This is a genomic window from Fructilactobacillus fructivorans (genome assembly GCF_000814735.1).
GTDB classification, from domain to species: domain Bacteria; phylum Bacillota; class Bacilli; order Lactobacillales; family Lactobacillaceae; genus Fructilactobacillus; species Fructilactobacillus fructivorans.
This window is the reverse complement of sequence record NZ_JOJZ01000007.1, coordinates 25232-44607: the sequence shown is the minus strand read 5'-3', so window position 1 is coordinate 44607 and position 19376 is coordinate 25232. Positions and strand designations below refer to the sequence as shown.

The 19376-nt window shown below is 36.7% G+C and carries 19 protein-coding genes and 1 riboswitch; of the genes, 18 read left to right on the top strand and 1 reads right to left on the bottom strand.

The window, feature by feature from the left end:
• The first annotated feature begins 41 nt into the window (after positions 1 to 41).
• From pyk to LfDm3_RS00235, 16 genes are all read left to right on the top strand, one after another.
• Positions 42 to 1802, top strand: a complete 1761-nt coding sequence (gene pyk, locus LfDm3_RS00310; RefSeq protein ID WP_039142941.1) for a pyruvate kinase — start codon at positions 42 to 44, stop codon at positions 1800 to 1802.
• An 89-nt stretch (positions 1803 to 1891) separates the two neighbouring features.
• Positions 1892 to 2761, top strand: coding sequence for a CvfB family protein (locus LfDm3_RS00305; RefSeq protein WP_039142938.1), 870 nt, complete (start codon positions 1892 to 1894; stop codon positions 2759 to 2761).
• Positions 2762 to 2767: 6 nt separating this feature from the next.
• On the top strand, positions 2768 to 3655 hold the full coding sequence (gene xerD, locus LfDm3_RS00300) for a site-specific tyrosine recombinase XerD (RefSeq protein WP_039142935.1): 888 nt from the start codon (positions 2768 to 2770) through the stop codon (positions 3653 to 3655).
• A 36-nt stretch (positions 3656 to 3691) separates the two neighbouring features.
• Positions 3692 to 4075, top strand: a complete 384-nt coding sequence (locus tag LfDm3_RS00295; protein WP_039142932.1) for a hypothetical protein — start codon at positions 3692 to 3694, stop codon at positions 4073 to 4075.
• Positions 4041 to 4763, top strand: a complete 723-nt coding sequence (locus LfDm3_RS00290) for a segregation and condensation protein A (protein WP_039142930.1) — start codon at positions 4041 to 4043, stop codon at positions 4761 to 4763. The genes LfDm3_RS00295 and LfDm3_RS00290 overlap by 35 nt, the downstream gene beginning before the upstream one ends.
• Positions 4754 to 5326 carry an SMC-Scp complex subunit ScpB gene (gene scpB / locus LfDm3_RS00285; RefSeq protein ID WP_039142927.1) on the top strand — a complete coding sequence of 191 codons (573 nt, stop codon included), beginning with the start codon at positions 4754 to 4756 and terminating at the stop codon, positions 5324 to 5326. The genes LfDm3_RS00290 and scpB overlap by 10 nt, the downstream gene beginning before the upstream one ends.
• 1 nt (position 5327) lies before the next feature.
• Positions 5328 to 6053 (top strand): pseudouridine synthase, encoded by a 726-nt coding sequence (locus LfDm3_RS00280; RefSeq protein WP_039142924.1) that lies wholly within the window; start codon positions 5328 to 5330, stop codon positions 6051 to 6053.
• Positions 6054 to 6059: 6 nt separating this feature from the next.
• Positions 6060 to 6180, top strand: a riboswitch (FMN riboswitch).
• A gap of 59 nt (positions 6181 to 6239) precedes the next feature.
• A complete protein-coding gene (locus LfDm3_RS00275; RefSeq protein WP_039142921.1) occupies positions 6240 to 6818 on the top strand; it encodes an ECF transporter S component in 579 nt (192 codons plus the stop codon).
• Positions 6815 to 7876, top strand: coding sequence for a helix-turn-helix domain-containing protein (locus LfDm3_RS00270; RefSeq protein WP_191978905.1), 1062 nt, complete (start codon positions 6815 to 6817; stop codon positions 7874 to 7876). The genes LfDm3_RS00275 and LfDm3_RS00270 overlap by 4 nt, the downstream gene beginning before the upstream one ends.
• Entirely contained in the window at positions 7876 to 9303 is a 1428-nt protein-coding gene (locus tag LfDm3_RS00265; protein ID WP_039142915.1) for a RecQ family ATP-dependent DNA helicase, read from the top strand. Before LfDm3_RS00270 ends, LfDm3_RS00265 begins: the two co-directional genes overlap by 1 nt.
• Before the next feature lie 58 nt (positions 9304 to 9361).
• On the top strand, positions 9362 to 10027 hold the full coding sequence (locus tag LfDm3_RS00260) for a LysM peptidoglycan-binding domain-containing protein (RefSeq protein ID WP_039142908.1): 666 nt from the start codon (positions 9362 to 9364) through the stop codon (positions 10025 to 10027).
• A gap of 30 nt (positions 10028 to 10057) precedes the next feature.
• A complete protein-coding gene (gene cmk, locus LfDm3_RS00255) occupies positions 10058 to 10759 on the top strand; it encodes a (d)CMP kinase (protein WP_039142906.1) in 702 nt (233 codons plus the stop codon).
• Positions 10760 to 10823: 64 nt separating this feature from the next.
• Complete coding sequence (gene rpsA / locus LfDm3_RS00250; protein WP_039142904.1) at positions 10824 to 12044, top strand: 30S ribosomal protein S1; 1221 nt, start codon at positions 10824 to 10826, stop codon at positions 12042 to 12044.
• Positions 12045 to 12110: 66 nt separating this feature from the next.
• Positions 12111 to 13418 carry a ribosome biogenesis GTPase Der gene (gene der / locus LfDm3_RS00245; protein ID WP_039142899.1) on the top strand — a complete coding sequence of 436 codons (1308 nt, stop codon included), beginning with the start codon at positions 12111 to 12113 and terminating at the stop codon, positions 13416 to 13418.
• A 210-nt stretch (positions 13419 to 13628) separates the two neighbouring features.
• Positions 13629 to 13904 carry an HU family DNA-binding protein gene (locus tag LfDm3_RS00240; RefSeq protein WP_010021419.1) on the top strand — a complete coding sequence of 92 codons (276 nt, stop codon included), beginning with the start codon at positions 13629 to 13631 and terminating at the stop codon, positions 13902 to 13904.
• A gap of 68 nt (positions 13905 to 13972) precedes the next feature.
• The gene (locus LfDm3_RS00235) at positions 13973 to 15238 is read left to right on the top strand and encodes a tetratricopeptide repeat protein (protein WP_039142887.1); all 1266 of its coding nucleotides are present in this window, start codon (positions 13973 to 13975) and stop codon (positions 15236 to 15238) included.
• Between the two features lie 39 nt (positions 15239 to 15277).
• Here the strand turns inward: LfDm3_RS00235 and LfDm3_RS00230 are convergent, their stop codons facing one another.
• Positions 15278 to 16096 (bottom strand): site-specific integrase, encoded by an 819-nt coding sequence (locus tag LfDm3_RS00230; protein WP_010021422.1) that lies wholly within the window; start codon positions 16094 to 16096, stop codon positions 15278 to 15280.
• Between the two features lie 114 nt (positions 16097 to 16210).
• On the opposite strand from LfDm3_RS00230, the gene LfDm3_RS00225 reads away from it, so the two are divergent.
• Entirely contained in the window at positions 16211 to 17422 is a 1212-nt protein-coding gene (locus LfDm3_RS00225) for a CCA tRNA nucleotidyltransferase (protein WP_039142884.1), read from the top strand.
• 14 nt (positions 17423 to 17436) lie between these two features.
• A complete protein-coding gene (locus LfDm3_RS00220) occupies positions 17437 to 19365 on the top strand; it encodes an ABC-F family ATP-binding cassette domain-containing protein (protein ID WP_039142881.1) in 1929 nt (642 codons plus the stop codon).
• Positions 19366 to 19376: the final 11 nt, after the last annotated feature.

Sequence of the window (19376 nt, the reverse complement as noted above, 5' to 3'; positions counted from 1 at the left end):
GTGCACAGGTGTGTGCCGTGCAAAAAGGAGAGGCTTTACTTATGAAGAGAACAAAGATCGTAAGTACACTTGGTCCTGCAAGTACTGATGTTGATACCATCACTAAGCTTATTGAAGCAGGAGCAAACGTTTTTCGTTTTAATTTTTCACACGGAGATCATGCGGAACATTTAGATCGTATGAACAAGGTGAAAGAAGCGGAAAAGAAAACTGGTAAGGTTGTTGGAATTGTCTTAGATACTAAGGGTGCTGAAATCAGAACCACTGTACAAAAAGACGGAAAGATTGAATACCACACTGGTGATCAATTTAGAATTTCAATGGATGGTAACCTTGAAGGAACAAAAGACAAGATTGCTGTTTCTTACCCCGGTTTGTATGACGATGTTAAAGTTGGTGGACACGTTTTGTTCGATGATGGTCTTTTAGATACCAAAATCGACAAAAAAGACGATGCTAACAAAGAGTTGGTAGTTACTGCTCAAAATAACGGAGTCTTAGGTTCACGTAAGGGTGTTAATGCTCCAGGAGTTTCAATTAACTTGCCTGGTATTACTAAAAAAGATACTGATGATATCCTCTTTGGTTGTGACCATGGTATTAACTATATCTCTGCTTCATTCGTTAGAAAGCCACAAGATGTCTTAGACATCCGTGCCTTACTTGAAAGTAAGAATATGGAAGACGTTCAAATCTTCCCTAAGATTGAATCACAAGAAGGAATCGATAACTTTAATGAAATCATTAAAGTTTCTGATGGTTTGATGGTTGCTAGAGGTGACATGGGAGTTGAAATCCCACCAGAAAACGTTCCAACCGTTCAAAAGCATTTAATTAAGATTTGTAACGATTTAGGTAAGCCAGTTATTACTGCTACTCAAATGCTTGATTCAATGCAAGAAGAACCAAGACCTACTCGTGCCGAAGTATCTGATGTTGCTAATGCCGTTTATGATGGTACTGATGCTACGATGCTTTCTGGTGAAAGTGCTAACGGTGATTACCCAGTTAAATCAGTTTCAATGATGAGCAAGATCGACATTCAAGCTGACAAACATTTCTTTGAATTTGGAACTCCACGTCCAAAGTTTGGCAATGGTGACGTTACCGAATCATTAGGCGATTCAGTTGCTCGAATTGCTAAAGACATGGGAATTCATACCATCGTTGCTGCAACTGGATCAGGTTACACTGCTAGAATGATTTCTAAGTATCATCCAGATGCTGATATTCTTGCTTTAACCTTTAATGATCGTGTTCGTCGTGGATTGACGGTTAACTATGGAGTTCAACCAATCTTAGTTGACAAGCCTTCAAATCCTGATGAAATGTTCGAATTAGCTGCTAAGAAAGCAGTTGAAACCGGACTTGCTAAGGAAGGTGACATGATTTTGATCACATCCGGTGTTCCATTGGGTGATCAAGGAACTACTAACACTATCCGTGTTAAGTTGATTGGTACCAAGTTAGCTCAAGGACAAGGTGTCGGTGGTGAAACTGTTATTGGTAAGACAGTGGTTGCTAAAGATGCTCAAGAAGCTAATGATAAGGCCGTTGATGGTGGTGTTCTTGTTGTTAAAGACACAAACAAGGATTACTTACCAGCTATGAAGAAATCAAGTGCAATCGTTGTTGAAAACGGTGGTTTGACTTCATACGCTGCTGTTGTTGGTATTTCACTTAACATTCCTGTTATTGTTGGTGCTACCGATGCAGTTGAAAACATCAAAGATGGTCAATTAGTTACTGTTGATGGTCGTCGTGGAATCGTTTACGCCGGTAATCAATCAAAAGCTAAATAATAATTATTAATAATAAAGCATCCGAAAATATCGGATGCTTTTTTTATTTGGTATAATGGTCATTAAAAGCGTTGGGATGGAGAGATAATATGAATGAAGATCTTGGAACCGTAATTACAGGAAAAGTAATTGATGAAAATGATAAGGAATATTTTATCCAAAATAATGGGATTACCTATTCTTTGAACAAGGATGAACTGAAGAAACCCATCAAAATGGGTGGTAATTTCAAGGGATTTGTATACGAAAATGAAAAGCACCAAATGAAAATAACTCGTAATGTTCCCGATGTGGGTGTCGATAGTTACGCATGGGGAAAAGTAGTCGGTATTAAGTTTGGTTTAGGAATTTTTGTCAATATTGGTTTGCCAGATAAGGACGTGGCAGTCTCACTTGATGACCTCCCTGATATTAAATCGCTCTGGCCTGAAGTGGGTGATGAACTTCTAATTTCCCTTAAAAAGGATAGTAAAAATCGCATTTGGGGCGAATTGGCTGATTCACAGATATATAAAGCCATTTCTCAACCAGTGAATGATCCAAAGTTAAAGAATCGTGACGTAACGGCTTGGGTAATCAATCCCAAACTAATGGGAACTGAAGTTATTACCGATCATTATAATCTGGGCTTTATTGATAAGTCGGAAGAGGAACAACAACCGCGGTTAGGTGAAAAGGTGAATGCTAGAATTATTGGGATTCGTCCTAATAAAACCCTGTACTTATCCCTTCGCCCCCGAGCATATGAAGTAATCGGCGAGGATGCTAAGATGATTCAAACCATCTTAGAACATAAGCCAAACAATGAATTGCCCTATAACGATAAAAGTGATCCGCAAGAAATTAAAGATTATTTTGGAATTAGTAAAGCCCAGTTTAAACGAGCACTTGGGCGCTTATTAAAGGCCCGGATCATTGAAGAAACACCAACCGGAATTAAATTAGCTGAAACGAGATGAAAATAGTTGAATGACCAAGTTGAAGATTATCTTCACTATCTTTTGGTTGAACGGGGATTATCTGACAACACCATCAAAAGCTATCGGCAGGACCTAAAAGAATTCTGTACTGGTATGAAAGAAAAGCATGTTAATTCGTTTAAAGATGTTGATCAGTATGAAATCTTGAATTATATGGAAATGATGAAGCAAAAGGGCAAATCGCGTAATACTATCATTCGTTTTGTATCAACGTTACGTAAATTTTTTCAGTATCTTATGGAGTTTAAGATTATTAAACAAAATCCTATGAATAAAATTGATACACCCAAAAAGGGCAAGCATCTGCCAGATGTGCTATCTGTAGATGAAGTTGATCGTTTACTAAAAATGCCGGATACAAATAATAAGTATGGCATTCGAGATCGAACTATCTTAGAAGTGCTGTATGCCACGGGATTACGGGTTTCAGAATTGATTAATCTAAAGTTATCTGATCTTCATTTAGAGATGAATTTGATTCAAACCATTGGGAAGGGTGATAAAGAGCGAATTGTCCCAATTGGAAACGTTGCTCAAAATTGGCTTTCTAAGTATTTAAATGGTAGCCGTTTGAAGTTACTTAAACATCGAACTTCACCCTATGTCTTTTTAAATGCTCATGGTGGTCGCATTAGTCGTCAGAGTGTCTGGGAAAAGATCAAACGGTATGTAAGTTTGGCTGGGATTAAAAAGAATGTTACTCCGCATACTTTGCGTCATTCTTTTGCTACCCATATTCTCGAAAATGGAGCGGATTTAAGAACGGTTCAAGAACTGCTTGGCCACTCGGATATTTCGACAACTCAGATTTATACCCACATTTCTCATGAACGTTTAAGTCAGGTCTATGACAAGTACCATCCTAGAGCATGAGTTAGTCGGTATAATCAATTGGTTGAGGTGATTATAATGTTATTTAAGTATCGTAATGATTATGAGAAGATCGTGATGGGGATGTTGTCCCTTTCTAAAAGTAGTGATAAGACAAAACATCTCTTGGAAGAAATGAATTGGTATCGAAATGCGGATAATCGTGATATTTATCTGTGGAAAGATCAGTTTGGAAACTGGGCCGGGATCGTCGGGATTGAAGCTAATCCTAAGAATGTGGTTGTAAGAAGAATCACGCTGACTCCTGATGCAGATACTATTTTTAATGAATTTCGGATACTTGATAGTGTTGAAAATGAGTATCCAGATCAGAAGATCATGGGAACTTTTAATACCCAAGATGTTATTAGCAAATGGGAGCTGAGTCATGAGCAGCGACAATCTACAAATTCACTTAGATGATTTTGATGGGCCATTAGAACTTTTATTGCATCTTATTCATCAGTCTAAAATGGATATTTATGATATTAATATTAAAGATATTACTGAACAATATTTTGATTATTTGAATCAGATGAAACAACTAAATTTCGATGTTGCTGGTGATTTTTTTGTCATGGCAGCCAACTTAATGCGGATTAAGTCCAAGATGTTACTTGCTAAGGAGACCGACGATGATGAAGATGAGGATCCGCGAGATGATTTAGTGGGACAGTTGATTGAATACAAACGATTTAAACGGGCTTCCCAAAAATTACGAATAAAGGAAAAAGAACGCACTCAATATCATTTTCGGGATCGATCGTTTAATAAATCAGATGTAATGATTGGGGCAAACGAGTTTGAAGTTAGTTTGCTTGAACACGCTTGGGACAAAATTATGCGACGGCGACACCTGAGCTCAGCTCCACAGATTGAAGAGGTTCAGGATTGGGATTTTAGTGTAAATGAACAGAGTGAAATCATTAGACGGAAACTAGATTCTGCTGTAGATTATGAAATGCCATTTTCTAAGTTGTTAAGCGGTAATTATCCGCTTGAGGAATTGGTAACAGACTTTTTAGCACTGTTAGAGATGGTTAAGCACCAAAGCGTTCGCGTAGTTCAAACAAGTAATGATGGAGAAATCTTAATAAGGAAATGGAATTAATGAATTTAATGGCTGAAATTGAAGCACTCTTGTACGTGTCTGGAGACGCTGGAATGACAATTAAACAATTAATGAAGCTGACTAGTAAAAGTGAGAGTGAAGTCCAACGTGAAGTAGACGCATTAAAAAAACGATATGCAAGCACTCAATTTGGACTTTGTATACTGCAAAATGGTGATATCATCCATATGTCAACTAAGCGAGAGTATGCTGATGTTGTACAAAAATTTGTGAAAGCGGATGATGATCTGTTGACTCAATCGGCTTTGGAAACACTTACAATTATTGCTTACAAACAACCAGTCACTCGAATTGAAGTTGACAATGTTAGAGGAGTTAATAGCTCAATTTCAATCCGAAATTTACTTACGCAGAACTTAATTAAGGTTAATGGTGAAAAAAACGAACCTGGTAAACCCAAACTCTATGGCACTACAGATTTATTTTTAAGTGCATTTAACCTTGAAAAAATTGATGATCTACCAGAACTTGATGAAGGGAAAGATCCCAAAGATTACGTTCAAATATTTGATGATGAGATGAAACCATTGGAGGATCAATAAAATGAGTGAAAGATTACAAAAGGTAATGGCGCATGATGGGGTGGCTTCTAGAAGGAAATCAGAGGAGCTAATTAGCACTGGTCATGTCAAAGTGAATGGTAAGGTTGTTAATCAGCTAGGAGTTAAGGTGGATCCTACTGATCGAATTGAGGTTGATGGCACACCATTAAAGAAAGAACGCTTAGTGTATTTTGCGTTGTATAAACCGCGCGGGGTGATTTCATCAGTAAATGATGAGAAAGATCGCAAAACTGTCTTAAGTTTTTTTAAGAAAGTTCCAGAACGAATTTATCCCGTTGGAAGACTGGATTATGACACTAGTGGACTTCTCATTTTAACTAACGATGGGACACTTGATTTTCAATTGACCCATCCCAAATATGAGATCAAGAAGACCTACTTGGTTAAGGTAATTGGAAAACTTAATCACGAAGAGTTGAAAAAGATTCGTGAAGGTGTTTTAATTAATGGAAAGTATAAGAGTGCACCCGCAGAAGTAGAGGTGATTGCGAAGGCTGGTAATTCAAAAAATAATTCGATGCTGCGTCTAACAATTCATGAGGGTAAAAATCATGAAGTTAAAGAGATGCTAAAGGCAGTCGGTCATCCCGTTGAAAAATTAAAACGGGCGGAGTTTGCTGGAATTGGTTTAGAAAATTTACAACCTGGTGAATTTCGACAGCTTCGAAAACGAGAAGTACGAGATTTGTATGATTTAACTAAATAATTTATAAAACGTCTTCAAGGTCGGGTGAAATTCCCAATCGGTGGTTACAGCCCACTACCCAATGAAAATTGGTTGAGATGGTGAAATCCCATTGCCGACAGTAAAGTCTGGTATAAAGAAGATCAGTTTTTTATGGCGCAATTTACCCTAATTGACTTGGAGAACGTTTAATTGGAGGAAATTGTGATGATAGCTAAAGATGATCGAATTAAAAGAATTACTATAACTGCAGTGATTGGGGCGATCTCATTTTTATTGATGTTGATCTCATTTCCAATCATTCCTTACATGACTTACTTAAAATTGGATTTTTCGGATATTCCACTTTTAATTTGCCTGTTATTGTTAGGTCCTGCTGCTGCTATTGAGGCCACGGTGCTAAAGCTGTTCATCTATTGGATGGTAATGGGCTTTTCACCAATTGAATTAGTTGGCTTATCTAGTTCGTTTCTAGCATCCCTAACGATGATTTTGGTGTTTTACTTTTTGAGAAGGTACTTATTTAGAAGTCATATTATTGATTTTCTAATTGTGTTGGTAGAAACAGTTGCTTTAACAATTGTAGAAAGCCTTGCTAACCTGTTTATCACCACGCCCTTATACGTAAAATTAACGAATTTAAAATTAGATTTTCCATTAGCAAAGACCATTCTATTTGGAGTAGTACCCTTTAATTTGATTAAAGGAATTATTATTGGATTGATTTTTGTAATTATAGCAAAGCAAATGCAGAAATGGATTAAAAAGCGATCTTCATGGAAATGATTAATAGTACAAATGGGGCCCTTTGTCTTTTGGTTTTTAGCTCACACCAAAAGCGAAGGGTTCGATTAATTGAGAATCTGTTGACTGGTAAAAAGACTGTGGCAACGCTCTATTGGGCAATGAGATACCAACTTCTCGATCTTTTAGGAGTTGGTCGTTATTTCAATATTAATCAATTAGAGGTTAATCCCTTAGTTCAAAATGGTTTAATTATGAGAACTGATAATGATCAGGTTCAATTAACTGCCGCAGGTAAACAAGCAAAAGAAGAATTAATACAGGAAATTAATGGTTCTGACCTTTCTTTTGCATTACATACTTTTCAAAAGATTGATTTGACTAACTTTAAGCAGCGTTTTCAACTTTTAGTGCAAGTTCTTTCAGAACGGGTTCATCACGTTAGGCAATATTATCCAATTAACGTTGATGGAACCAATAAAGCTTTTATCAAAAAATATTATCGACAAATTGATCGTGATCAAGCAGGTGCACTTTTAAAAGATGAGTTAAACCAGTTTTTATCTTCACTTGAATTTGATCGTGCTAGTCTATTTGCTCAGGAACTAGTGGGATTTAATACCAATGGGTTAACGATGCAACAAATTGCAGCTAATTTAAATCAATCTTTATTTAAAACTGCTCTTAATGATTTAATTAACTATGCTAAGTTGGTCAGTTTTATGAGCCAACGTGACCATTCCATCGTTGCTCCATTACTGAACGGGCTATCCAAGCATTCCGTTTCTACTAGCGCTGAGGAGACTTTTACTGAATACCAACAATTACGTGATTTAAAGCAAGTTGAAAAGCGAAGAAAACTTCGTGAGTCAACTGTTTTAGAGCATTTGTTGGAGGTCGCGATTTATACGCCACTAGTTGGTTTTCCGTATCGTGATTTTGTGTCCTATGACTTAGAAAATAAGATAATCAGGCACCTAAGCGGAATTTCAGTCGATGACTGGGACTATCAGCAACTATCAGATTTTCTTTCTAATCATTTGAGCTTTTTTCAATTTAGATTACTTGAGATTAAACGGACGAAACAGGATGTTAAATAATGAATGGTATGAACTTGGCAACTAAAATCCTAAATAATCGGTTTGGCTTTGATGAGTTTAAATCAGGTCAAAGTGAAACCATTCGAGCCCTTTTAAGTGGATCAGATGTTCTTTCAATCATGCCAACGGGATCTGGTAAATCGCTCATTTACCAGTTGTACGGATATTTGGTTAATCAGCCAGTTGTGATTGTGTCACCGTTAATTTCATTAATGGGTGATCAAGTTGATCGAATGAATTTTATGGGAGAAAAGCGAGTTTGCGCTTTAAATTCTATGAATGACTGGAAACAGCGAAGAGGCTTGTTGCAACATCTTGATCAGTTTCGGTATATATTCGTTTCACCAGAATTATTGTCCAGTCCAGATGTACTTAGGCGCATGAAAAAATTAAATATTGGGTTGTTTGTGATTGATGAAGCGCATTGTATTTCTAAGTGGGGACTTGATTTTCGTCCCGAGTATTTGGATCTTGGCCATGAAATTAGAGCGTTGGGTCATCCACAGACACTGATGCTCACGGCTACTGCTTCCCGTAAAGTTCAAAATGACATTATTAGTCATCTTCAGCTTACTAATGTAAAAAAAATCATTGAAAATATTGATCGGCCCAATATTTTTCTTGCGGCTCATCAAAGTTCAAATGATGAAGATAAACAAGAAGAGTTGTTTCGCTTGATTAATAAGCTGAAGTATCCTGGTATTATTTATTTTTCTAGTCGTGATAAAGCAGATGAAATTGCTGAAAAGATTAGAGCAGATGGTAACGTGAAAGTGGCGTCCTATCATGCAGGCTTAAGTAATGATGATCGTTATCGGATTCAACACCAATTTATGGATAATGAACTTCAAATTATTTGTGCAACTAGTGCGTTTGGAATGGGAATTGATAAGAATGACATTCGGTTTGTGATTCACTACCACATGCCAACCGACATGGAAAGTTACGTTCAAGAGATTGGTAGAGCAGGGAGAGACGGGAAAGAGAGCATTGCAATTATGCTCTATTCAACTGGTGATGAACAAATTGCTCAAAGTTTGATCGCTAGTTCAATTCCTAGTGACCAACAGATTAACTCGTTTTTTGATGATCCTAAGGTTAAAATGAGTGAACAACCTAAAAGACTTCTTCAGTTTTACATGAATCATGACTATAGCTGTGAGGAGACTAAAAAAGTATTTGCAATGGTTGCGATGAATAAAGATCAAAGTTTAAGACAAGTTATTAGTTATATTAATAATGTTGGTTGCCGAAGAAAGTATTTACTTTCATTATTTGACGTAAGTTTTAATGATCATGATGATACTTGCTGTGATTTTGGCAACGAAAAATTCGATTTAGGTTCACTACATTTATTAAGAGGTCGTAATAAGAATACTTCTAAAATAAAAAATGATTGGCATAATATCTTAGCCAGACTTTTTTAATAATAATTTGGCTCAAAAAATGATATAATCACCATAGAAGTTTTGGAGGGATATATTTATGAAGGACGATAAACACGAAGATAATAAAAAGAAAGATCCGTGGGATGACTCATTTTCAGATGACACGGATCCAGATGGAAATCTTTCAAGAACGGAGTATCGAAAACATCATCGTAGTAATTCGTTAGTTGTGATTATGCTTGTTTCAATTATTGTAATTATTGCCCTTGTTGCATTAGTTTTCGGTCTTTCTAAAGAGCGTGCGGTTGGTACAGGTTCCACCAGTCAAAAGGCTCAATCAAGTAAGGTTAGTCATTCAAAAGCTAAGAGCAGTAAGCCTGATCGAAAGGCTAAGAAGTCATCTAGTTCAAGTAATTCTCAAGACGATGCTACCACTAATAGTGATACTACTGATGATGATGCTGGTTCATCTTCTGCTACACCGACCACTCAGGGTAATACCAGTACTAATGAAAGCACAACTCCAAGTAATGCAAATAGTGATAACTCAACCTCTGATAGCAAACAACCGACTCAAAAGTCTTCTCAGATAACGGATAATAATGATAATTCTGGAAGTAATGATTATGTTAAGGTGCAAAAGGGTCAAGGAGTTTATCGGGTGGCTACCAACGCAGGAATCAGCATGCAACAACTGTTAAAATTAAATGGTCTTAGTTCGTCCAGCCAAATTCATCCCGGACAAAGTCTTCGAGTTAAATAATTATAAATAAATAATAAGGATTGATTATTTTTGGGAAAGAATGGATTACAAGTAGCAATTGATGGGCCTGCTTCGGCCGGAAAAAGTACGGTAGCTAAGTTAGTTGCCAAAAAATTTCATTACATATATTGTGATACCGGTGCAATGTATCGATCAATCACTTTAAAAGCGATCAGATTAGGATTAGATCTAAATGATGAGGAAGCCATTCTCAACCTTTTAAAAAAGACGAGGATTGTTTTTGAACCTGGTGATCCAGTTCAGAAGGTTTTTGTTGATGGCAAAGAAGTTACAAATGATATTCGTAGTACTGAAGTAACTAATAATGTTTCGGCTGTTTCGGCGCTTGGATCAATTCGTTCAGAATTGGTCAAAAGACAACAGTTTCTGGCTAGAGATGGTGGAATTGTGATGGATGGAAGAGACATCGGAACCACGGTTTTACCTCAAGCTGATGTTAAAGTCTTTTTGATTGCGAGTGTTTCAGAACGTGCAGAACGTAGGTACAAAGAAGATCAAACCAAGGGAATTTCAGTTAGTCTAGATCAACTTAAGCAAGATATTGAAGATCGAGACTATAAGGATTCCCATCGAAAGATTTCACCATTAAAAAAAGCATCTGATGCTTCTGAGATTGATACAACTTCAATGTCGATTGATGACGTGGTGAAGGCAATCTCAAGATTAATCGAAAATAAAATTCAACAACTTTCAAATAATAAAGCCGATTAACTGGTATTTTATTTCCAACTAAGATAAAATAGCAGTTAGAGTTGTTGCAAGGAGGAAATGTTTGATGAGTGAAAACGATACTAATGCAAACAAGGATTTATTAGCCGCTCTCGATAATATTAAGCAGGTGAACGTTGGAGACGTTGTTAATGGTGAGGTTTTAGCTATTGATGATGACCAACAATTAGTCGTGGGAATCGAAGGCGCTGGTGTTGAAGGAGTTATTCCTAGAAAGGAAATCTCTGCACAAAGGGAAGATAACCCAACCTCAAACTACAAAGTTGGAGACAAAGTTAAGGTTGTTGTTGTATCTCGAATTGGTGATGACAAAGAAGGTGGAAGCTATCTTCTTTCAATCAGAAGACTTGAGGCTCTCAAGGTTTGGGATGAAATCAAGGAAAAAGCCGATAAGGGTGAAACAATCAACGTTACTGTTACCCGAGCAGTAAAGGGTGGACTAGTAGTAAATGCTGATGGAGTTCGTGGATTTATCCCAGCTTCAATGATTACCGATCACTTTGTTGATGATTTGAATCAATTCAAAGGTCAAGAACTTGAAGTTAAAATTATCGAAGTTGTTCCTGAAGAAAACCGTTTGATTTTGTCACATAGAGCAATTGCTGAAGCAGAACGTAAAGAGGCTCGTGATAGAATTATGAGCACACTAAAGCCTGGCGACATTGTCGAAGGTAAGGTGGCTCGTTTAACTAACTTCGGTGCTTTCGTTGATCTTGGCGGAATTGATGGACTTGTTCATGTTTCAGAGATTTCATATGAACACGTTAATAAGCCTAGTGATGTTTTGAAAGTTGGAGAAGAAGTTAAGGTTAAAGTTCTTTCAGTTGACCCTGACCGTAATCGTATTTCATTATCAATTAAACAAACCCAACCAGGTCCTTGGAGTGATATTGAAGAAAAAGCTCCTAAGGGAAGTGTTCTTGATGGAAAAGTTAAGCGCTTAGTTGATTTTGGTGCTTTCGTTGAAGTTTTCCCTGGTGTTGAAGGATTAGTTCACATCTCACAAATTTCACATAAGCATATTGACAAGCCAAGTGATGTTTTAAAGTCTGGTGAAGATGTTAAGGTGAAAGTTCTTGATGTACAACCAGAAGAACATCGATTAGCATTGTCAATGAAAGCTCTTGAAAAAGATCCAAGAGATGATCAAAAAGCTCCAAAGAAAAATGTGAGTGATAATTCAACCAATAACGCTCCTGAAGAAGAAAATGGTTTTACTTTAGGTGACATTGTGGGAAATGAATTAAACGATGATGACAATGAGTAATTAGAAAATTATCCTTCATGTTTATGAAGGATTTTTTTTATTCTTAAAAACGAGAGGTGATATAAAATGGCAAGACCAACTGTAGCAATTGTTGGACAACCTAATGTCGGTAAATCAACGATTTTTAATCGAATTGCTGGTGAGCGGATTTCGATTGTGGAAGATACGCCAGGTGTAACTAGAGATCGAATCTATGCTCATGGAAGCTGGCTTGGACATAATTTTAACCTAATTGACACTGGTGGAATTGAAGTATCGGATGAGCCCTTCATTAAACAAATTACTGATCAAGCTGAAATTGCAATTGATGAAGCTGACGTTATTGTGTTTATGGTGAATGGAAAACAAGGAATGACCGATGCTGATGAACGAGTGGCTCAATTGCTTTATCGTGCTAATACTCCAGTTGTGTTGGCGGTTAACAAGATTGATAATCCTGAAAGTCGGGCTGATATTTATGACTTCTATGCATTAGGATTTGGCGATCCATATCCAATTTCTGGTTCTCATGGGCTTGGAATTGGGGATCTTCTGGATGCGATTATTAAAAACTTTCCGGAAAACGCTGAAAATACTGATGATGATAGCATTAAATTTAGTGTGATTGGACGGCCTAACGTTGGAAAATCATCACTAGTAAATGCTATTTTAGGTGAAAATCGTGTAATTGTATCGGATGTGGCTGGTACAACGAGAGATGCCATTGATACTAAGTTTGAAAACGATGGCCAGGAATATACCATTGTTGATACCGCGGGAATTCGAAAACGTGGTAAAGTTTACGAGAAAACTGAGAAATATAGTGTTATGCGGGCAATGAGAGCCATTGATGAAAGTGATGTAACGCTGATGGTGCTTAATGCTGAAGAAGGCATTAGAGAGCAAGACAAGCGGGTTGCTGGCTATGCACACGAAGCTGGCAAAGGTGTCATTATTGTTGTTAACAAATGGGATGCTTTGAAAAAGAACAATCATTCGCAACAAGAATTCGAGGCGGACATTCGTGAACAGTTCCAATATCTAGCGTATGCTCCCATCATTTTTGTTTCAGCGACAACTAAACAGCATGTTAGCCAATTACCTTCCTTGATTAAACGTGTTAACGAAAATCATCAGCGTCGGATCCAATCATCTACGTTGAATGATGTTATTATGGATGCAATCGCAATTACTCCTACACCAACTAGAAATGGGAAACGACTTCGGATTTATTATGTTACCCAAGTTGCTGTGGGGCCACCTACGATTGTTCTGTTTGTCAATGATCCTGAACTGCTTCATTTTTCGTACAAACGTTATTTAGAAAATCAAATTAGAAAGAACTTCGACTTTGTCGGCACGCCAATTCACTTGATTGCGAGAAGGCGGAAATAACAACTAATGGTAATAATATTCTAATCATAATTATATTAAAAAAGTTTTAATAAATGTTGATTATAATCCCATTATTTGTTGCAATGGCACTATTCTTATGCTAAATTAAGACTAGAAATGATGTAGAAGTACATCGTTTCCACTGGCTTAATCTTTAACTTATTGGGTGTTTTTTACATAAAAAAACATCTACTCGGGAGGTGAATACACATGGCCAACAAAGCAGAATTAGTTAATGATGTCGCAAAGGCAACTGGTTTAACTAAAAAAGATGCCACCGCAGCTTTGGATGCAGTCTTTGACTCAATCCAAGACAAGTTGACTCACGGTGAGAAGGTACAATTGATCGGTTTTGGTAATTTCGAAGTACGTAATCGTGCCGCTCGTAAAGGACGTAACCCTCAAACAGGTGCAGAAATTCAAATCCCTGCAAGTAAAGTACCTGCCTTTAAACCTGGTAAGGCTTTAAAGGAAGCTGTTAAATAATTTTTATTTAACGCTTGACCAGTGCGCTTATGCGTACTGGTTTTTTTATTAGTAGGAGGACATGTGTAATGACTTATTCAGAGAAAGCCCTAGAAGCCCTAAAAAAGGGTGATGTGAACCAATTTAATGATGATATTAAAAATGCTAAGGAAAATGATAGTGATGATATGCTATATTCTTTGGCAGAAGAACTTTATTCACTTGGATTTTTAAACGACTCACTTGATATCTATAAGGGTTTGCTAAAAAAATATCCAGATGAAGATGAATTACGGACTAGTATTGCCGATATTTTAATTTCTGAGGGCAAGATCGACAAAGCCCTCAACTACTTGAGTGAAATTAAACCAGATTCACCTAATTATGTGAATGCATTAATGGTTGAAGCTGATCTTTATCAAACTCAAGAGATGTACAGTGTGAGTGAGCATAAACTATTAGAGGCTGAAAAAATTGATCCTGATGAGAATGTGATTAAATTTGCGTTAGCAGAATTATATTTCTCAACGGGACAGTTTGATAAGGCGATTCCCATCTATTTAGGGTTGATTAAACAAGGTGAATTAAATATTTCGTCTGTGAACCTTGTTGAGCGATTAGGGGTAGCGTATGCTAACGCTGGTCATTTTGAACAGGCCATTGGGTATCTTGAACAGATTAAACCAATTGACATGACTCCTGATGTTAAGTTTGAAACTGGATTTACGTATCTTCAACTGAAAGATTATGCTAAGGCAATTGAAATGCTTAAACAGTTGAGAGAGGATGATCCTCAGTATGCTTCCCTATATCCTTACTTAGGTGAGGCCTACATTGAAATGAATGAACCAGAGAATGCCCTCAAAGTCTATCAAGAGGGGATGAGTGTTGATCAGTATAACGTTAATATGTACATTCGGGCTGCTGATGTGGCTGCTAAATTATCTGAAGAAGATTTAGCGTTAAAGTACCTCAAAGAGGGACATAAAGTTGACCCTGATAACATGGAACTCATTATTAAATTATCCAACTTGTACGTAAAACAAGGTGAATACCAAAAGAACGTTGACTTTTTGGCCCAGTACGTAAAAAATGAGGAGACTGATCCGCAAATCTACTGGAATTTAGCTGTTTCTTACGCACACCTTGAAAAATATGATGAAGCTCAAAAGTACTATCAACGGGCATTGCCATACTTTGATGACAATCCAGATTTCTTACATGAAGCCATCCTGTTATTTAGAGAAAACGGACAAATTAAAGAAACCATTAAGTTGTTGAAACGTTATGTGAAGTTAGTTCCAACTGATGATGAAATGGCTTATATGCTTGAAGACCTAGAAGATTATGAATAAAAAATAGGGAATAAAATATCACTAAAGATATTTTATTCCCTATTTTTGTGCTAATTTTTGATAATATAACAGCGAAGCAGGATCCATTCGAAGGTTCCGACTAAGCGTTTTATCGTTATCCTTTTGATGTTGACTTAAGTAGTTAATGACAAATGATTGATAAAGATACTTGGGACTTAGGTTCATTTGTAAATATTCACTATCTGGTTTCAAATATTTGTGAAGCCCTGCTGAAGTGATGTGACAGTCCTTTGCGATTCGTTGTTTTAAAAAAAGATCTTTAGTATGATGACGAATCTGAAGTGGAGTAATAAACGTCATGAATTGTGATAGGAAAGTGCGTTCTTCTGATGAAAATTTAATGTGATCAAGTTCCTGATAAAACCCCGGAAGTAAGAATTCAGACGACTGATATCCCTTACTGATGAGTAGTAGAGTCATTCTAGTGTAATAGTGGAGCTCGTTATCTTCTAGAATAACGGGTAAAGAGTAAAGCCATTTTGTGATGTAAGAAGTATGCTCGTTTTTATCTTTGCTTTTAATGTTAATGGTCGGAAGGTGCGTATTAAGGTTGTCATTAAATAAAAATTTAAAATAAACGTTAATTTGGGACAAGATCTTATTATAAGTGTTATTTCCATTGTTTCTTTTGGAAACAATCATATCCAGATACTGCTCGATGTCACGATCAAAGATTTGACTGACACGATGATCCTGCTGGTATCCAACGTTAAAATTGGATAAATAATTAAAAAGATCTGATAAGGTTTTCGAATACTCTCTGATGGTAATGCCTGAGAGTTCTTTTTTTCTTAAATAACGTTCAAAATGATCTTGATATGGATAATTATTTGTCATAATTAGTCTCCTGTAATAAGTTACTTTAACTTAACTATAACACAACAACAAATGTAAGGTCTAACTTTTGTATGATAATTTTGGTAGAATGAGATTAATGAAAGTGGGTGGACCATGAAGATAGAAAATTTACCCAATGAGTTTACTGATGCAAGAAAAGTTTTACAAGTAATTGAAGATGCTGGTTATCAAGCATATTTTGTTGGCGGATCCGTTCGTGATACAATTTTGCATACACGAATTAACGATGTGGACATTGCTAGTAGTGCTTATCCAGAAGAAATTAAGTCGATTTTTAAGAAGACCATTGACACTGGCATTGAGCATGGGACTGTGACCGTCATGTATGATGGTAAATCGTATGAGATTACCACCTTTCGTACTGAATCGGGGTATCAAGATTATCGGCGACCAGACCAAGTTACTTTTGTTAGATCACTTAAAGATGATCTTAAGCGCCGTGACTTTACCATCAATGCACTTGCCATGAAAGAAAATGGGGAAGTAATTGATTTATTTGGTGGGATAGACGACTTAAAAAAGCATATCATTCGCGCCGTAGGCGATCCTGAGCAGCGTTTTAATGAGGATGCATTACGGATGATGCGAGCGGTTAGGTTTGCCAGTAAATTGGACTTTACCATTGAAGCAGAAACCTTTACAGCGATTACCAAGCATAGTTATTTGCTAAAAAAAATTGCGGTAGAGCGGATTAACGTTGAATTTGTCAAAATGATGTTAGGGAAAGCCCCAAGTAGAGGACTAAACCAGATGATTGAAACGAAACTAATTCAGTATGTGCCGATCTTTAATAACTATGTTTCAAACATAGCTGACTTAGCTACTTTATCAATTTCAGATTATTTAAACAATGAAACGCAGGTATGGTCTTTGTTAGCGGTTCAATGTGGTTTAAACGACGATCAAATTAATCATATGATGAAAGCATGGAAATGTTCTAATAAACTAACTGAAAACGTTCGCTTAGTCGTATTAGCGTGTCGTAAAATTATGACAGATAATTTAGATGCTATGACAATGTACTTGGTTGGTAAAGAAGACTTGGATAATGCTTGTCAAATTGCTTTGGCATTTGGCCATTTGGTTGATGATGATCGGATTGAAAACGAGTATGAACATCTTCCCATTAAAAGTAAAAATGAATTAAAGATTAACGGTAAGATCTTAATAAACCATGGATTTAAACCTGGTCCACAGCTGGGAAGAGTCTTAAAACATCTAGAACAAGCAGTTGTTAGCGAACAAGTTAATAATGATTATGATTCACTACTTGCTGCGTCGAAGAAAATAATTAACAGGCAATAATTGGAGCAGATATTGTGCAAACATTAAAAGCAGAAAATCTAACAAAAACGTATGGAGAAAAAAGCCTTTTTAAAGATTTGGATTTTATTATTAATGAACATGATCGAATTGGATTAATTGGTACCAACGGAAGTGGAAAGTCATCCCTTTTAAATACCATTTCTGGTATTGATCATGATGTTAATGGAACCATCACAACTTCCAAATCATATACGATTGGGTACTTGAAGCAGGTTCCAGATTTAGACGGCAAATTAACCGTAATGGATGCGGTGTTTGCTGGTGACCAAAAGATATTTAAGATTATTAGAACATATGAAAAGGCGTTAAAGGATTATTCACAAAATCCCGAGAATGCCGATTTTGAAAAACGTTTTGAGAATGCCGAAGCTAAAATGAACGAGGAAGATGCTTGGACGGCTGAGGTAGACGTAAAAAATATTCTTAATCAACTAAAAATTACTGATTTAGATCAAAAGGTTGGTAGTATGTCTGGTGGTCAGCAAAAGCGGGTTGGATTGGCTCAGGTTTTAATTCAATCGCCTGATCTTTTACTGCTAGATGAGCCAACTAATCATTTAGACTTTGATTCAATTGATTGGTTGGAACAATTTTTAAGTAAATATAAGGGAGCGCTAGTTTTCGTTACCCACGATCGTTACTTTTTGGATCAGATTGCAAATCAAATTTGGGAGTTATCCTTTGGAAAACTCTATAAGTATCCTGGTAACTATCAGGATTATGTTCAACGAAAAGCAGAATTAGATGAAGAGCAGGCGGAAGCTTCTCATAAGCAGCAGCGTTTGTATAAACAAGAACTTAAATGGATGAAGAAGGGTGCTAAAGCTCGGTCCACTAAACAACAAGCCCGAATTAATCGGTTTAACGATTTAAAGGAAGACGTTAGTCAGGGGAATCCAACTGATGAAGACGTTGATATTACCATGGGACAAAAACGGCTTGGCAAGAAAGTGATTGACATCCAACATGCTGATTTGACCATTGCTAAAAAGCCCATCTTAAAGGACTTTAGTATGTTAATTCAAAATGGACAACGAATCGGAATTAGTGGTGAAAACGGAGCTGGGAAATCCAGCTTTTTGAATGCAATTGCTGGAAAGATCCCCCTGCAGTCTGGAACCATTGATATTGGGGAAACCGTGAAAATGGCCTACTATACTCAGCAGATGGAACCAATCCCAGAGGATAAGCGTGTGATCAGTTACTTAACTGATGTTGGTCAAAATGTAATTGATGAAGATGGCAATAAGGTAAGTGTAACTAATCTACTAGAACAATTTCTCTTTCCTAAGTTTATGCATGGAACTTTAATTAGAAAGCTTTCTGGAGGAGAGAAGCGACGACTTTATCTGCTGAAATTATTAATGGAGCAACCCAATGTGTTGTTGTTAGATGAACCTACTAATAACTTGGACATTGGAACTTTAACCGTGTTAGAAGACTACATTCAGCATTTTAGTGGTACAACCATTACTGTTTCACATGACCGTTATTTCTTGGACAAAGTGGCGGATCGCCTGTTAATTTTTGATGGGGATGGCAAGATTGAGCGTTACACCGGACAATTTACTGATTATCTGCAAAAATTAAAGGATAGAAAAAAACAAGTGCGCCATGAGAGTCATGTTAATCATGATCGAAAGACTAATCAGGCCAAACCCACTTCTACTGATTCTAAGGGATCAGCTAGTTCAAAGGCCAAGACAAAATTAACGTATGCTGAGAGGATTGAGTGGAATAAAATTGATGATAAGATTGATTCACTTGATCAACAAACCAAGCATGTTAAAAAACTCATGCAGGAAAATAGTGCTAATTATGATAAATTAGCTGAATTACAGCGTCAACTGGATGAATTAAACCAAAAATCAGATCAGTTAATGAATCGTTGGGAATATTTAAGTCAGTACGTTAATGATTAATGATTTTAATA

What these genes read in the sequence shown, in the direction of transcription:
- pyk (WP_039142941.1), top strand. Translation starts at nt 42, where the DNA reads ATGAAGAGAACAAAGATCGTAAGTACACTTGGTCCTGCAAGTACTGAT.
- LfDm3_RS00305 (WP_039142938.1), top strand. Translation starts at nt 1,892, where the DNA reads ATGAATGAAGATCTTGGAACCGTAATTACAGGAAAAGTAATTGATGAA.
- LfDm3_RS00295 (WP_039142932.1), top strand. Translation starts at nt 3,692, where the DNA reads ATGTTATTTAAGTATCGTAATGATTATGAGAAGATCGTGATGGGGATG.
- LfDm3_RS00290 (WP_039142930.1), top strand. Translation starts at nt 4,041, where the DNA reads ATGAGCAGCGACAATCTACAAATTCACTTAGATGATTTTGATGGGCCA.
- scpB (WP_039142927.1), top strand. Translation starts at nt 4,754, where the DNA reads ATGGAATTAATGAATTTAATGGCTGAAATTGAAGCACTCTTGTACGTG.
- LfDm3_RS00280 (WP_039142924.1), top strand. Translation starts at nt 5,328, where the DNA reads ATGAGTGAAAGATTACAAAAGGTAATGGCGCATGATGGGGTGGCTTCT.
- LfDm3_RS00275 (WP_039142921.1), top strand. Translation starts at nt 6,240, where the DNA reads ATGATAGCTAAAGATGATCGAATTAAAAGAATTACTATAACTGCAGTG.
- LfDm3_RS00270 (WP_191978905.1), top strand. Translation starts at nt 6,815, where the DNA reads ATGATTAATAGTACAAATGGGGCCCTTTGTCTTTTGGTTTTTAGCTCA.
- LfDm3_RS00265 (WP_039142915.1), top strand. Translation starts at nt 7,876, where the DNA reads ATGAATGGTATGAACTTGGCAACTAAAATCCTAAATAATCGGTTTGGC.
- LfDm3_RS00260 (WP_039142908.1), top strand. Translation starts at nt 9,362, where the DNA reads ATGAAGGACGATAAACACGAAGATAATAAAAAGAAAGATCCGTGGGAT.
- rpsA (WP_039142904.1), top strand. Translation starts at nt 10,824, where the DNA reads ATGAGTGAAAACGATACTAATGCAAACAAGGATTTATTAGCCGCTCTC.
- der (WP_039142899.1), top strand. Translation starts at nt 12,111, where the DNA reads ATGGCAAGACCAACTGTAGCAATTGTTGGACAACCTAATGTCGGTAAA.
- LfDm3_RS00240 (WP_010021419.1), top strand. Translation starts at nt 13,629, where the DNA reads ATGGCCAACAAAGCAGAATTAGTTAATGATGTCGCAAAGGCAACTGGT.
- LfDm3_RS00235 (WP_039142887.1), top strand. Translation starts at nt 13,973, where the DNA reads ATGACTTATTCAGAGAAAGCCCTAGAAGCCCTAAAAAAGGGTGATGTG.
- LfDm3_RS00230 (WP_010021422.1), bottom strand. Translation starts at nt 16,096, where the DNA reads ATGACAAATAATTATCCATATCAAGATCATTTTGAACGTTATTTAAGA.
- LfDm3_RS00225 (WP_039142884.1), top strand. Translation starts at nt 16,211, where the DNA reads ATGAAGATAGAAAATTTACCCAATGAGTTTACTGATGCAAGAAAAGTT.